Raw genomic sequence first — 15,039 nt, forward strand, 5'->3', positions numbered from 1 at the left:
CTATGATCACCGACGATTCCTAATCAAGTTGGTCAGCCTGAGGATTGGGCAGTTGTGCTGCGACGCTGTGTTGCCAGGGCCCACACAGCCGGCACAGCAGCCGCCCCTCCTGCTGGGGCTGCACGCCGTCAGGGATCTGCGGCACAGACAGCGACACCACGGGCCAGTTTAGGAGCCGCGGGCCCTAGCGTGCTGCCGGGGTAGGGTTTGCGGTGGTCGACGCTGCCGCGGCACCCACGCCCCGTCTCGTATCGCGGTGCGGATGTCGGTGATAAGAGCGTCGACCTGGCCGCGGGTCACCCCGGGCATGCAGATGGTGTGCGACCACTGCCCTTCGGTGGCCAGCAGCCATTTGCGGGTCACCGCCGCCGGGGGCGTGGCCAGCACGACGGTGAAGGCGCGCGAATGCCGCCAGGCGGGCCAGCCAATGCTGTCGAGCTGCTCGACGGCGTACGCGGCCAGGCCCCGAGCCTGGGCGGTCCGGGCGCGGTGCCCCTCGCGGCCGTGCGCGGCTATGGCGTACCACAGCAGCGCGGCGGCCTGCCCACACCGGGAACCGCTGACGGTGGTGTCGACGGTGGCGGTGTAGGCAATATGCTGACCCGGCCGGCGGATGCTGTCACGCATCAGCACCAACCCGCACGGGATCGGGGCGCCGAAGAACTTGTGACCCGACACGGCGACGCTGTCCACGCCGCTGCCCTCACCGAGGGTGAGTGACCCGTCGAGTGCGAGAGGTATGCCGGCGAGGGCAGCGTCGACGTGCACGTGCCGCCGGTCCACGCCCACCGCGCGCAGCACGACGTCGATGCGGGCCGGGTCGTCAACGGCCTCGGTCATCGTCGTTCCCGCGGTGGCCACCACCACCGCCGGGCGGTGCCGGCGCCACCCGACGAGCGCGGCGAGGTGCTGATAGTCCATCTCGCCGCGCTCGTCAACGTCGACCAGTTCGTGTGGGGCGCCGATGATGTCGAGGATCTTTCCGATCGAGTAGTGCGCCGCCTGGGAGTAGTAGACGACCGCGTCTGGGTAGCAGCGGTGCGCGGCGTGCAGCGCGGCGAGGTTGCCCTCGGTGCCGCCAGCGGTGACATAGCCCCACCGGTCATTGGCCGGCAGGGCCATCAGGTCCGCGCACCAGTCGACCACCGCCCGCTCCAGCGCCTTGGTGTGCGCGGTTCCGCCGGGATCGGACTTCGGGTCGCCGACGTTGTTGAACAGCCGTCCGAACAGCGGCAGGACCGGGGTGTAGTCGAGGTCGACCGCTCCGGGGAATCCGATGGCGGTGGGCTGCCCGGCGGCGGCCTGGTCGAGCAGCGCCTGGACTACCGTACCCGGGTCGGGGTTGACGGCGTGCAGATCGAGATCGGCGTCCGTCAGGACGGTGGGTTGCTCAGGTGCGCTCATGCCGGCCGCCCGGCGAGCAGGTGGCCGGTGAGGGTGCGGTGCAGCACGCCGAGCTGCACCCACGCCGCGCGCAGCGTCTGGTCGCCCTGCTGGGTGAGGTCGGCGTGAGGGTTGTACGGCCACCGGCGGCCGGCGTCGAGACTGCGGTTGCTGGTGATGCCGTCATCGCCGAGGCGCCGGTGCGGGTTGCGGACCATGCGCAGCGCGGTGCCGTCGATCAGCAGAACCAGACCCTGGCCGGACAGGTCGAACACCGTCCTGGGACGCGGCGTGTCCAGGGGTTGGTTACGCACCGAGTGGGCGATCGTATGCCACGGCCCCTCATCGCTGTCCAGGGTGGTCACGCCCGCGCCCACGTAGGCGGCGTCGCGGGGCATGTCCAGGTCCCCGCCGTTGACCATCGACCCCTCCGGTCCGCGGGGATCCCACCGCCGCCCCTGCTTGTTGGCGCGGGCGACGTTACCGGCGGCGGTGCGGGCCAGATCGTGCAGCACCCGGGGCAGGTCGTCGGACTCCGGACCGGCCAGGAACAGCCGGGTAGCGATCAGCAGCCGGTAGTGGTGGGGCATTTGCTGGTCCGGGGTGGTGTAGAACAACACCACGCCGTGCGGGCCGAGCGCGTTGCGCTTGCCGATCCGGTCGAACGCCTCATGACAGTGCTTGGCGTTCACACCGCGCAACCGGGACGCGACCTGCAACCGCAGATCCACCCAGAAGCGGTCCTCCGGGCCGGGTTCGTGGGGCTCGCCCGCAGCGGGCGGAGCCTGCGGGACAACCGGTGGCGGACGATGCGACGATTCATCCGAACGCGGCGGCCGCTCGGCCCCACGCCGCTGCCACTGCGGTGGGACCTGCTGCGGGCCTCGCTCGTAGCCCGGCGGCCCGGTCCAACGCGGGCCGGGCGTGTCGACTTCAGGGACACCGTCGTATCCCGCCTGACCAGGCCAACCCGGACCTGTCTGGCCAGGCGGGGGGCCGGGGTCGTCGCTCGGGGCGCCGGTCCAGCTCGGGCGGGCCGCGGCCGTCGGCGGCGCGTCGGCCGCGTACCAGACCGGCGGGCCGGCCGGCGGCTGCTCGGCCGCCGGCCACCCACACTCGTCCACATCCAGCTGGTGCCGCTCAGGTGGCGGCGTCATCGGGTAGGTCATCATCTGGCCCCGGCCCTAGAAGGTGACGCCGACGTCGTCGGGCACCGCATGGGTATCCGGTCGGCCTTCACTGATGTCCTGGTACACCTGCGGCCGCGACCGCCGCAGCGCACCGGCCCACGCGCTCCCGCCGATCGCGGCAGCCGCGATGATCAGAGGCAGCAGGTAGGGAGACAGCGACCCCGGCGCGGTACCCAACAGCGACCCCACGTTGATCACCATCGCGCCGAGGACTACCGCGCCCAGGACCACGCCGCACAGCGGCGCGACGACCGACGTGCCGACCCCCACATCGGACAGCAGCCCCCGCCGCGCGCCGATCGCCGCGACCGAGGCGGCCAGCAGCAGGCACAGCAGGCCGAGCGCGCCCAGCGTCGACAGCCAGGTGAACAGGCTGGCCACCGGGTCGGCGTGCAGCGCCGCGAAGACGACCACGACCACCGCGGCGATCCCGGTCTGAAGCAGCGACCCACCAACCGGGGCACTGACCCGGGTGCCGCTGCCCGAGCGGGCCAGCGCCGCCGGCAGCACCCCCTCGCGTGCCATAGCGAACGCATAGCGAGCCACCACGTTGTGGAAGGCCAGCAGCGACGCGACAATCGCGAAGATCAGCATCATCTGCGCCAGCGGCGTCATGAACCCACCGAGACGCTGCTCCATCACCGCAAACGGCAGGCCACCGTCCGGGTCACCCGCGACCGCGGCCACCTTGTCCGGGCCGACGGCAACTCCCATAGCCCACGCCGCCACGGCATACAGGACGGTCAGGAACAGCACGCCGGCGAACACCGCCCGGGTCACCGCCCGGTCGTCGCGGCTCTCCTCGCCGAAGCTCGCGGGCACATCCACACCCATCAGCGCGGCCAGGCACAGCGCAACCGCACCACCGATCCCGGGGACCCCGAGCCCGGAGATCGCGAACCCGTCCCACGACAGCGTGCCCCCGGCCGGGTCGGCCATCGCCGACGCCACGAACAGCACGATGATCACCAGCGAGCCTGCCAGGACGGTTGCCAGCACCACCGTGGACAATGCGACGGCCCGCACACCGAGCACCGCCACCAGGATCAGAGCGACGCCCGCCCACGCCCACCAGCTCCCACCGGCCGAGCCGGCCAAAGTGGCGCCGAGTAGCCCGTACAGGCTGATCTGGATGGCGTTGTACGCCACCAGCGCGACCGCGCCGCCGGCCACACCCCACCGCCGGCTTATCCCCCGGGTGAGGATGGCGTAGTAAGCGGCAGCATGAGGAACCCGCCGTGACATGGCGGTGTACCCGACGAGCAGTAGCGCGACCACGCCACCGACGAGCAGGAACACCAGCGGCACGCTGGACACTTGCGTGCTGGCGTAAGTGGCCACGATACCGCCGACCAGCACCACCATCGGTGCCGATGCCGCAGCGCCGAACACGCCCATCCCCCACGCGCTCAGCGTCCTCCGCGCCAGCGCCACCTGCACATGCATGCTCACCGCGCGCCTCCCCCGCCACGAGTCGCCTCGTTCGGGCACGACACGTGCTGGCAACCCGACCGGTCGTGCCGGCGCACATCAGCCTCGTTGAGCGGCACCACCAGCCACCGCGACGGGCGTACCGGTCCCTGCCGCCAGAAACGCTCGTCGACGCGGATGCGCCGCCGCACCCTGCCCTTTCGAGCGGAGAAGCCCACCAGGTCATGGGTGCCATCGGGCCATTCCCGACGGACCGCGTACCCCCACTTCAGCTCGGCTGCGGCGGGCGGGTCAACAGCTGACGCTCCTCCAGGGCGGGCATTCCTCCCCCAAAAAGACACACGGGGCCGTCCGAGGTGGACATTTGCGGCGGCCGGGCCGGCATGGCTCAGCATGATGGGTTCCTCCGGAAGGGGCAGTGAAGCGCAAAAGGGGGTGGGTTACCGACTGATCACAGGGGGTTCAAGGTCACATTGCTGGAGATCGTCTTTATCGGAACTCCACGGCTTCGGTGGAGGTGACTTCGGCTGGGCCAGCTGAGGGTGGGATGGTGTGGCTCACGGGGGCGCCCACCCGCCGGTCACCAGTGGCAACGCTGCCGGTCGTCAATGTTGGCTCGTTCCCGATCATTGGCAGGTTCCGCCGCGTTCCCCGCGTGTCCCCCGCGTGATCGCCCAGCCGGCGGGTATCGTCGCAGTGCCACATCTCTCCCATCCCCGTTGATGTTTTGCCTCTGGTCTCTGCCATACGGCCCGCACCGCATGGGAGTTCACATCTTTGACCCAAGACGGATCGCCGCTCGCAATACCGAGTGACGGCGCAAGACCGGGGCAGGGACGGCTTGACAGGGCACTTGTCCGAGGCGTACCCCTGATCGGCCTGCGCATCTCGCGAACCCGCCGCCCGTCGACGGCCTGTTCGACGTGGCCTTCGAGGCGGCCGACGACGGCGGACTGGCGATCGCTGGTGGTGACGGCCGCTGTCTCGATGCGCGCGAGGTGGGGACTACATCCGTGGGTAGGGTGGATCAAACCCCGACGTTCGCGTGCTCACGGCCGATGGCGGCCACCATTTGACGCTGCTCGCCGACGTGGGGAGGCGCTTGTCCGTGATGTGCTGGTCACCGGCGAAACGCGGCGGCCACCTCACCCCCGCGACCTGCACCACGCCCTGGCCCAGGCCCGTGAGGGCCCGGGCGCATTACCCAAGCCGGGTGGCGGTGCTGGTCAGCGGGGGCGCAGCGCTGAAGTTCGAACAGGTCGAACAGGCGACGTCGGGTGTCGCTCATATCGGTGAGCAGGCGCTGGGCGCAGTTCGGCCTTGCCACAGTCGTGGAACATCGCGTCCGTCCGCGCGGTCAGGCAGGCGTGGAACTCCCGCCGGAACGCCGCCAGCTCCCCGAAGGCGGCAGCAGAAACGGCATCATGCACACTGATCACCAAGACAGCCCCTGGTATTGATCCTCTTCCCTCGACAAGAAGATGATCGACCAGGGGCTGTCGACATGATCAGCCGGGGTACCCACGGACACGCCACAGGGTCGGGTCGCCCAGGGCATCGCAGCCCTGGGCTCCCACGGAACCGTGCGTAACAGTCGCCCGTTACACGGCTCTTCTCATCCTTTCCAGAGGCAATGGCTCTCCCAGGCCCAGTGCCGGAACAGGCCGGGGTCTCGATCGAGGATCCCGGTCCACCAGGCTTTGAACCGTTTGAGGGAGCGCAGCCGTTTGTATTTCTTCCGGGCCCAGCGCGCCAGGTAGGTGCTGTGATGTGGATCGGTTACCAGGTGATCATGCGGTCGGATACCAGGCCGGCGACCGCGTCGATGGTCTCGGGTAGTAGCTCACGGCGGCCGGTGAAGCGTTGAAGCTGCCGCCACCACTTCAGCTCCGCGATGGCGTGTTCGACCGGGATGCGTTGTGAGGAATGGTGTTTACGCTCTGCTTCCCACGCGTGCTGACGTGCGGGTGGTGCGCCGGGGCGTAGTTTCAGCGGCGGAGCGGTGACCTGGTCGGGGTGGTCCTTGGCCAGGCCTTGATAGCCGGCGTCGACGAGCACCGTCACCTGCGGGTAGGCGTTCAGCAGGGCGTCGATGCCCTCGACGCGGGCGGCGGTGGTGTCGTGCATCCGGCCTGGCCGGTGTCCACCGCACCACAGGGTCGCCCCGTGCTCGTCGGCTACCACGGTGGCCTTGATCGTGTTCTGCTTCGCCTTGCCCGACACAAACGCCTTGCGGCCAGGCCGGCCTGCGCGGGGCCGGCGGACCCGGATCTCGGTGGCGTCCAGCCGCAGTGTCACACCCTCCGCGGCGGCATAGGCGAACACATCCGCCAGGGTGCGCAGCCGGATCCCGCTCGGGCGGGCGAACCCGCGACGGGCCAACAAGGGCCGCACCTGCCCGATCGCCCGAGTCACGGTCGAGCGGTCCACCCCGAACGCCACCGCCAGGGCCTCGTGCGGCACCCCCAGACGCAGATGAGCGAGGGTGACGACAAGCCGATCAGTGAACCGCAGCGTCAAACGCCGCCCGGCTCCAGCCGCCCGCCGCCGGTGGCCACCCCGACGGGTATACAGCCTGCCCTCTCGCCCGGCCAGCCACACCACACGCAGCTCGGTTCGTAGCAGATGCAGATGCCGGCGGGAAATCCCGGTGAACGCGGGATGACTGAACACACGACGCGCCCACCGGATCGACATCCGGAGATCATCACCTACGTTGGATAGCCGCCACCGGCCGTCCTATTGCGCACAAGATCGTTGGCGTTCGTCCGTCGACGCCCTTCTGCGGCGCATGAAGGCGATCAGGGCCGCACCGACGGAGATCATCAGGACTCCGATGGAGCTGATCCGGGCGGTCATCGAACCCGTTGTCGGCAGCTTTTCGCAGGTGCCCGGGTCCTCGTACTCACCGATCAGCTTGTAGTCGTAGCCGGGAAACACCACATTGACGACGCGCCCTCGTCCGGAGGCGAAGACGATCGTCTCCTCTTCCCCATCGGAGGCCGTGACCTTTTTCTCCTGCGTTCCATAGGTCGCGACCACCTCCATCGGCGGCATTCCCTGACCGGGATGGGTGACGGTCACCTTCAGTGCGGTGCAGGTCGACTCGGTGGACATCGTGGGCAGCCCGCAGGTCGAGGGCCGCGACCAGAGATAACGAGCGACTTCCTTGCCCCGCTCGGCCACGACGATCTGGCCGACGCTTGCCGGCATCGGCAATTCCACCGACTTTCCCGCGGGCACCTTGATGGCACGGTCCACACCGGTCGCGGTGACCCGGAACGTCACCGGATAGTGGCCACCGCTGAGATGGACGTCGAACGACCCGTCGCAGGCCGGCGCAAAGGTGGCTTTCGGCTGTGCGCAGGACACGGCACCGCCGTTGTAGGCGCCGAGCGGGCCGGCGGAGCGGTTGCCGGGCTTGCCCTTGCTGCCCAGCTTCTTGTCGCCGTAGCGCTTGCCCTTTGCCACCATCGGCGTGATCAGCTCGCTCTTGCCACCCCAGACGAGGTCGACTTGGGTGTAGCACTTCGGCACGTCGACCTTCAGCTCAACCTTACGGTGCCTGGCGTCGATCGCCGCGACGTCGTGGTCGTGCGCGTACTGCGGCCAACTCGCCTTGGCGCTCGGCGCGAAGTAGGAAACAAGGAGAAACTCCTGCTCCTGGTCCTTGCACAGTGGCAGGTCACCGGCGAGCTCGACCGTCGCGCGGCCCTTTGCACCGTCGAACGTATGCTTGTACGTCGCCTGTGCCATGCCGACGCATTGCGGCGTCTCCTTGCACGTCCCCTTGAGGCCAGCGGCGCGGCCAGAGTCGGTGCTGGAGATGCCGGTCCGGTCGCCGTTGCGCTCAAACCAGGTCGCTGACACCGTCAGGGTGGCACTCGTCGTCGTGCCCGGCACCCGCTGCACGCCGGTCACCACGCCTTTCGGACCGTCGCCGTCAGTATCGGCGCTGATCGCGCTGCCCACCTTGATCCCATCGATTGGCGCCTGCGGCCGCGCGACGAGCTTGGTGATCTGGGCGTATCTGTTCTCCCAGCTGCCGTTGTTCACCTGCCAGGTGATCTCATAGGTGCCGTCCGGCTGGCACACTGCCGTCCCACTGACCTCGGTGTGATGCGCTGCGGCGGGGCTCGCCGCCACCAGCACCGCGAGCATGCCGAGCAGCATGCTGCCCGCCAAGGAAAGCAGCTTTCGGAGGGGTCTGTTCACGTCAGTCACTCCACAGATGGAAGGGATGGTTTCGGGGTCCGGCGCCTCGGCGGCGGCGCCGCACCCTTGGCGTCCCTGTGTGCACGTGCTGCAGGACGTGCATGGATCACCCTGTGGCGAAGTTGATATGAAAGGTTTCTGTCGATGATCGACCGCGCGGTCCACGGCCGCGGAGCACCGCCAGCCGCGCGTAGCCCCAGTCACCGCAGTCGGCAACCGTCCGCAGCGCCCACCGCATGCGCTCTGCGGCTTCCTCCGGATGCTCACCGAACTGGTACGCGACCTCGGCCACGCGGCCGGAGACCCGGCGGCGCACGAGTTCGCCAGCGATTGCCCGGCGCACCTGCTGGCGATCGGGATGCTGCGACGGCTGTAGCGCCGACGCGAACAGAGCTTCGGCGAGCATCACGGTCTGGTGCCTCAGCATTGCGTCACCTCCTCAATGCCGGCCAGGCACCGCGATCCCCGGTGCGCCCCACCGAACCGTCCCGCCGCGGCAGATCGCGGCCGAAAATGGCGAACGCACGCGGGTCGCCGGGATAGCGCAGCCCGCGGCGCAGGTCACGGAAGCCCATCCGCCGATACAGCCGCCACGCCCGCGACCGCTCCTCGGTTGTCTCCGCCGTCGACAGCACCGCCGTCCGCGTCCCGGCCGATGACAGCATGCCGCGCAGCATTGCCTCACCCAGCCCTCTGCCCTGGCAGGCCGGGCGGACCTGTAGCTCCGATACGGTGCAGGCGTCGTCGAGCCACTGCCTGCGATCGGCGACGACTGGCATCGCACCGGCCACCCAGTCCCGCCACCACTGGCCGGGCCGACACAGGTAGCCGTAGCCGAACCCGACGATGTCGGCCAGCGGCCCCAGAGTGGCCACCGCCCGGAACCCAGGCATCGTCAGGTCCTCGATCAGCTGCCGACGGCTGCCTTCCCGCATCGCCGGGGAACAGCCCATCGCCTCAGCAAGGACATCGATCGCCTCGTCCGCCCGGGTGGCGAGCTGCTCGGGCGTCCACACGACCAGGCAGGCCCTCATCGCATCCGGCACCGGTACCTCCGACAGGTCGGGCAGTGGCGGCTGACCGTCGACTGGGTGAAGGCCACCGGGCGGCTGCCGCACGCCTCACAGATCAGCGACAGAAACTGCCGGCCACTCCTGCTGTAGGTGAACCAGGACGCGCCCCGGACCACGCCGACGTCACCACAGTGAATGGCGTCCTCGAGGCATTGATCGCGCACGGGGCAGACGATGCAGCGGTGCACGGCTTGCTGCCACATCAGCCGGGACTCGGACCACCACGACGGGTCCAGCCCCCTGCATTCGGCTTGCTCCCACCACGACCGGTGGGGCTTCGTGATTTGAAGTGCCGTCATACTCTCCAATACGGGCAGGACCAGCCCGTGGATCAGTTCAGTTCGATTCCGGGCGCGTCGGCGTTCGTAGCGCGATGCACGCGAGCGAGAGGAGACGCCGATGGTGCCCGCAGCAGAGCGCGACAACCATCGACCGCGCAGGTGAGGAAGCTGCGGCCTGCCACGCGCCAGGGTTCACCGAGGTGAGACCGGTCTCCGACGGGTCGCCGCACAGACCCGTCCTCGGCCGGCACATGTGGATCGACATCACGGAACGGCGATCGCACCCGCCGGCCGGTCTGAACCTCGACGGATTGGACATGGCCGGACACCGATGGCGGGTCGGGCCGCACCCGGACCGATACGAATCAGCGATCGCCGCCTTGCGCTCAGTCCAGTCCGGAGGCCGGTGCCAGCGTCTCGGCCAGGAACCGCAGCCGAACCCGATCCTGGAACGACTTGCCTCCCTCGTGCGCGTTGAAGGGCAGTAATAATTCGTATACGTAAGCACCTTGACGTCGCCCGCATCACGGTCGAAGACCGGCGCTCAGACCGGTTAGACTCAGCCAACTCCTGACACCACTGTCAGTAGCGTTTTCGCGCTGTCCCCGCATCATCCGCCACTGTGTTGTACTGCGCCCGCGCCCACCACCCGGCGCCCTCACCGACCCGCCGTCCACACAGGAGGTTTTTATGGTCAACGGCCGGCTTGCATCCGCCCTCAGCCGTCGAACCCTGTTGACCGCTGGTGCTGGCGTCGGCGCTGCGGCACTGGCAGTCATCTATATGGACCTCTTGAAGGCCCAGCCCTGGGATGGCGCGGGAGTCGCCGCCGGCCCGCCGGAAGCGCGACGATGGCCGCTTCAGTTCTGGCGGTGATCGTCGGCTGGCTGCTCGCGGTCCTCGTCGCGCCGCGGTTCGTCCTTTCCCCGATCTGGCGGACCGTCGTGTTCTCTTGCCACCTCGCCTGCCTCGTGGTGGGATTCGGAGCGGTGCTGACCGTGAACTGGTTCAGTCTCCGGTGGCTGCTGGGCCGCGAATCGATCGGTGCCGTCATTACCACCGCACGTGGTGCTCACCCACTCATCTGGTCGGCCCTGGTGGGCCTGCTGGTCACCGGCGCAGCGCTGGGGCCGGACACCTCATCCGGACTTGGTCTGAGTCAAGCTGCTCGCCGTGCTGGGGGTTTGTATCAACAAACTCTTGCTGGGCCGGATCGGCGATCGGCTCGGCGGCGGCAGCAGCCCGCCCAGGTCCGCCCTGATAGCCGGCGTCGTCGGGGCCGCCGTATCCCAACTCGGCTGGTTGACCGCCACACTTGTCGGCGTTTGGAACGGTCAAGATTGGCTAGATCTGAGCGAGCTGGTTGTGGGCCTCGCGTGCGATCTCCACTCGGTTGCGGACGTTGAGCTTTCTCAAAATGTGGGCTACGTGCGTCTCAACGGTGCGCCGCGACAGCACCAGTCGCTGGGCGATCTCCGGATTGGACAATCCCTGCACCAGCTGGCGGGCCACCTCGCGCTCGGCCGGCGTCAGCGCCTCCCAACCCGTGGTGACCTTGCGGTGAGTCGATCGCGGTCCCCGGCGTACTCCAAACTGGCGCAGCCTTGACTCCAGCCGACGTAGGTCCGGCCAAGCGCCCAACTCCTGATAGATCGTCACGGCCCGAGCGAACGCGTCCCTGGCTTGCGACAGGTCGCCTCGATGCCCCAACCGGACAGCGGCCTCCTGCAGCGCGAACGCCACCCGTGGCAGCGCATGGATGCTGTCGAAATACTCCGCCGCCGCCAGCAGTGGCTGCGGATCATCCGACACAAGTGCCTGGCAGACGTTTGCTGCCGCCGCAACCTGTGGCGCATCGCTGTTCTTGGCATCCAGGTCGGCGGCCCGGGCAGCCGCTGCGGCGAGATCGGTGCGGTCGGCGGCCAAGGCCAGCCGCACGAACTCCATCATTGTCTCCCAACGACTGTATTGGGTGCGCTGGGAGTACTGCTCCTCCAGCCACGGGACCATCAGCGCCACCGCCGCGGGGAGATCACCGTCGGCCTCAACCAACAGTGCCTGCGCCTCGATCAACGGCTGGGCGTTCAGGCGCAGCACTCCGCTCGTGTACTGGACGTGCGCCACCGCGGCCAGGTGGGCCTCGGCCTCCTCTCGCTGCCCCCGCCGCGCATGGATCAATGCCGCCGCCCCACGCACCCGCAACAGATGCTGAATGTGCCCGACGTCGCCCATTGCGTCCACGTACAAGAGCGACTGGTCCCAATCACCCGTGCACAGGAACTGCTCGGCCGCGACAAGCTGCGTTTGAAGGACACGTGTGGTCGCACCAGCGCTCTCGGCGAGCGCCGACGTGGCCGACAGCGCCGTGGCGAACTCCTCGTACTGGTGAAGGTTGGCGAGCAGCGCCACCCGGTTGACCATGAGGAGAAGCCGAACATCCATTGACTCCATGTCGCCCCCGACAACCACGGAAAGACCGCGCTCGGCGAGCTCCAGCGCCTCGCTGTAGCCGGCCGCGTCAACCATCAGGGCCACCAACGCCCACCCGACCGAGACTGGGTCGTCGCAGGCCTGTCCCTCGCTGATCGCCAGCTGGGCATGGACCCTTCCGTCCTCCCGGTTGTCGCTGAAGAGAAGATCGGAGGCGAGCAGGGCGCGTAGTCGGCTGCGCCACGGCGGCACCAGTTCAGGTCGATCTAGCACCTCCGAGATGAGGGACCAGTCCCGCTCGGATTGACCGGACATACCGAATCCTCGGGCCAGGTTCCACGCCACTTCACCGACAAGGGCCGGGTCCGACACGGTTCGAAGGGTCTCCGTGCCCAGAGCCACGAGGTCGTCTAGACGATGCTGCAACCGGAGCACGGTGGTAAGCCGGGCGAGGTAGGCATCACGCCGTGGGTCACCCGGGTCAACAGCCGTCAGCGCTCGCTGGAGGAGCTCCGCGGCGATGAGGGGTGCCGCGTACAATGCGGCCGCGGGCAGGTCGGCCAGCCAATCCAGCATCCATCCCTCGGGCCTTTCCGACGTGGCCAGGAGGTGTCTCGCGACCCGATCCCATGGGGCGCCCGCTTCCGCGAGGGCTTTGGCCGCATGGCCGTGCATGCCGTCGCGAACCGCCGCCGGCGTTTCGTTCTTCAGCACCTCGGCTATGAGCGGATGACGAAACGACAGCCCGGCGTCGGAGTCGGAGAGCACGCCAGCCTCCACGGCTTCGCTCACCGCGTCGACGAGGGTGGGGACGGGGCGGCTCGACACCAACGCGAGGTCGTTCATCGAGAAATGGGTTCCGAGTAGGGCACCGCTGCGCAAGATTGCTCGCGTCGGCCGGGGAAGGAAGTCTAGTCTCCGGCTGATGGCGGCCGCCACCGACGCCGGCGGCTCGCCCTTCGGCGAGTCGAGCTCAGCGACATCGCGGGACACATGCACCTGCCCGTCCCGAACGAGGGCATTAAGCATCTCCCGCACATACAAGGGGTTCCCCCCAGCCTTGGCCAGCGCCTCGGTCAATTCCGGGCCCGGCGACGCGGACAGCAGCGAGTTGACCATCGTGGTCACGTCAGGTGGCGCCAGCTCGCCAAGTCGGATCAACGGCGCGGCCAGCCGATCGATCACGATCTCACGTAGGCGGTCTACCTCCTCGCGCCGGGGAACGGGGCGGCACGCGCTGATAAGCACGAGGGGCGCTTGACTCGCGATGCTCGTCAATCTGTGCCACACCCCGAGGCTGGCGGCATCGGCCCATTGCAGATCGTCGATGGCAAGCACCACCGGTGCGTGAGCGGCCTCACGGTCGATCAACGCGAGTACTCGCTCGCTCGCTGCCAGCACCGCGTCTGTCCCGGAGCCGCGCCCTGCCAACAGCTCCGCGATCTCCGACCGATACTCGTCCACCGTGTGCCCACCGAGGTCAAGACACTCTGCTATCACCTGCAGCGCAAACATTTGGGTCAGGCTGTCGGCCGTCCCATGGAAGACGCGCATGCCGAGGAAACGCGCATGCGCGAGTCCGGCGTTGAGCACTGCGGATTTGCCGATCCCGGGCTCGCCTTCGATCCACACCCCTCCGCCGCGGCCCTCGGCAGCGTCGAGGACGATACCGCGCAGAACATCGAGCTCCGCCCCGCGCCCGATGACCTCATCGCCACTCATCACGGCATCGTACGCAAAGCGGCTATGGGCAGCCATCCGCCACCGGCGCAGTTGTAGGCGGTATCCGGCCGGACACGAACATGCCACCGTTCAAAACCCGAACCTCTCGCTCACTGGTCCTGGTCGACCCCGCCACTGCCCACCCCAGGCGCTATCGGGCCGGGCGGTCTGTGCAGGCAGCGGTTCCACGCGGCGGCCATGGTCGACCAGCGTACCCACAGCTTGGGAGCGGGCGAGCCGGGCTGGGATGTTGATCAGGCGGGCACTTCACGTGCCAGAACGGGCTGATCAAGCTCTTGCGCCGCGCGGTCGCCCGGTTCACCGACCGAGACGTCACCGTTGAGCGTGTGCTGACCGACATTCAAGCTTGGTGGCGCTCTCAGGGTCCCTGGATCGTCCGGCCGGCGGTGTGAGGATCTTGGGGTCCGGCACCCGCTCGTCGTCGTTGCTAGACCGATCGGAGCGCGACGCGACTCCTTGCCTGTTGACCACGTTGACGAGCGGGGCCACTGCCGGAGGATGGCCGGCCTGTTAGGAACCTGATGACCACTCCCGGCGGGTGGATCTCTGTTAGTGAATGTCTGGTGCAGGTCGTCCTCGGTCGGCAGCTGGCAGCTCGGATGCCGAATCAGCCGGTCGATCGAGAGAGGTGTCGTGGTGCCAGTTCGCTTGAGGATCGATATCGCGTGCCGAGCCGCGCATCAGGCGAGCCTGGCCGATGAACAGGGGCGATTCGTCTGGGCTGGTCGCCGGTTCCGCACCACACCATCGGATCTAGCCCGGTTGTGGGCGATGCTGCCGGCCGGCACCGACCCGGCCGACGTGCTGGTGGTGATGGAGCCGACCCGTAACGCGTGGGTGCCGTTAGCCGCGTGGTTCCGCCGTCGCGGCGCCCGGGTCGTGCTGGTGCCGCCGGAGCGGTCGGCAGACCGAGCGAGAGGAGACGCCGATGGTGCGAACACCAGAGCGCAACAACCATCGACCGCGCAGGTGAGGAAGCTGCGGCCTGCCGCGCGCCGAGCTTCATGGACGTGGGACAGGTATCGATGGGTCGCCGCACAAACCCGTCCTCGGCCGGCACGCGTGGATTCGACATCACCGAACGACGAACGCGCCCGCCGGCCGCTCTGAACCTCGGCGGAAGGACCGTCGAGACCGCGCCGTCGTGATCACCCGTTGACGCCGCCACCACCCGGTGCCCGCCACGCAGCAGGTACCGGGGGTGGCCTCGTCTCAGGTCGCTCCGTCTTCTTTCCCACATCGGCCATCGCTCCCAGCGCGCCATGTTCGTCGCCTGCTGCCCGCCCCGGTAGA

At 68.6% G+C, this 15,039-nt stretch carries 10 protein-coding genes; 1 reads left to right on the forward strand and 9 read right to left on the reverse strand.

The annotated features are described in order from the left end of the window. Positions 1-168: 168 nt before the first annotated feature. The 9 genes from FXF52_RS22665 to FXF52_RS22710 form a co-directional block, all read right to left on the reverse strand. Positions 169-1,404, reverse strand: coding sequence for a histidine decarboxylase (locus tag FXF52_RS22665; protein WP_148799780.1), 1,236 nt, complete (start codon positions 1,402-1,404; stop codon positions 169-171). Further along, a complete protein-coding gene (locus tag FXF52_RS22670) occupies positions 1,401-2,114 on the reverse strand; it encodes a hypothetical protein (RefSeq protein WP_148799782.1) in 714 nt (237 codons plus the stop codon). The genes FXF52_RS22665 and FXF52_RS22670 overlap by 4 nt, the downstream gene beginning before the upstream one ends. A 453-nt stretch (positions 2,115-2,567) precedes the next feature. Next, complete coding sequence (locus tag FXF52_RS22675; protein ID WP_187413636.1) at positions 2,568-4,019, reverse strand: APC family permease; 1,452 nt, start codon at positions 4,017-4,019, stop codon at positions 2,568-2,570. A 1,764-nt stretch (positions 4,020-5,783) separates the two neighbouring features. After that, positions 5,784-6,701 (reverse strand): transposase family protein, encoded by a 918-nt coding sequence (locus tag FXF52_RS22685; RefSeq protein ID WP_187413637.1) that lies wholly within the window; start codon positions 6,699-6,701, stop codon positions 5,784-5,786. A 42-nt stretch (positions 6,702-6,743) separates the two neighbouring features. Continuing rightward, positions 6,744-8,228, reverse strand: a complete 1,485-nt coding sequence (locus FXF52_RS22690) for a cell wall anchor protein (protein ID WP_148799784.1) — start codon at positions 8,226-8,228, stop codon at positions 6,744-6,746. 97 nt (positions 8,229-8,325) lie between these two features. After that, complete coding sequence (locus FXF52_RS41780; protein ID WP_187413638.1) at positions 8,326-8,646, reverse strand: hypothetical protein; 321 nt, start codon at positions 8,644-8,646, stop codon at positions 8,326-8,328. 4 nt (positions 8,647-8,650) lie between these two features. Then, positions 8,651-9,265, reverse strand: coding sequence for a GNAT family N-acetyltransferase (locus FXF52_RS22700; protein WP_319993796.1), 615 nt, complete (start codon positions 9,263-9,265; stop codon positions 8,651-8,653). Further along, positions 9,250-9,591, reverse strand: coding sequence for a WhiB family transcriptional regulator (locus FXF52_RS44120; RefSeq protein ID WP_370518017.1), 342 nt, complete (start codon positions 9,589-9,591; stop codon positions 9,250-9,252). Before FXF52_RS44120 ends, FXF52_RS22700 begins: the two co-directional genes overlap by 16 nt. Before the next feature lie 1,326 nt (positions 9,592-10,917). Beyond that, the gene (locus FXF52_RS22710) at positions 10,918-13,725 is read right to left on the reverse strand and encodes an AAA family ATPase (RefSeq protein WP_187413639.1); all 2,808 of its coding nucleotides are present in this window, start codon (positions 13,723-13,725) and stop codon (positions 10,918-10,920) included. Positions 13,726-14,382: 657 nt separating this feature from the next. Here FXF52_RS22710 and FXF52_RS44125 point away from each other — a divergent pair. Then, positions 14,383-14,856, forward strand: a complete 474-nt coding sequence (locus FXF52_RS44125; RefSeq protein WP_222870609.1) for an IS110 family transposase — start codon at positions 14,383-14,385, stop codon at positions 14,854-14,856. The last annotated feature ends 183 nt before the right edge of the window (positions 14,857-15,039 follow it).

Source organism: Micromonospora sp. MP36 (assembly GCF_008119785.1).
In the GTDB taxonomy this organism is placed as follows: Bacteria; Actinomycetota; Actinomycetes; order Mycobacteriales; family Micromonosporaceae; genus Micromonospora.

Excerpts from the sequence above, each read along its gene's own strand:
- FXF52_RS22665 (WP_148799780.1), bottom strand. The coding sequence starts at position 1,404 with ATGAGCGCACCTGAGCAACCCACCGTCCTGACGGACGCCGATCTCGAT.
- FXF52_RS22675 (WP_187413636.1), bottom strand. The coding sequence starts at position 4,019 with ATGCATGTGCAGGTGGCGCTGGCGCGGAGGACGCTGAGCGCGTGGGGG.
- FXF52_RS22685 (WP_187413637.1), bottom strand. The coding sequence starts at position 6,701 with ATGTCGATCCGGTGGGCGCGTCGTGTGTTCAGTCATCCCGCGTTCACC.
- FXF52_RS41780 (WP_187413638.1), bottom strand. The coding sequence starts at position 8,646 with ATGCTGAGGCACCAGACCGTGATGCTCGCCGAAGCTCTGTTCGCGTCG.
- FXF52_RS44120 (WP_370518017.1), bottom strand. The coding sequence starts at position 9,591 with ATGACGGCACTTCAAATCACGAAGCCCCACCGGTCGTGGTGGGAGCAA.
- FXF52_RS22710 (WP_187413639.1), bottom strand. The coding sequence starts at position 13,725 with ATGAGTGGCGATGAGGTCATCGGGCGCGGGGCGGAGCTCGATGTTCTG.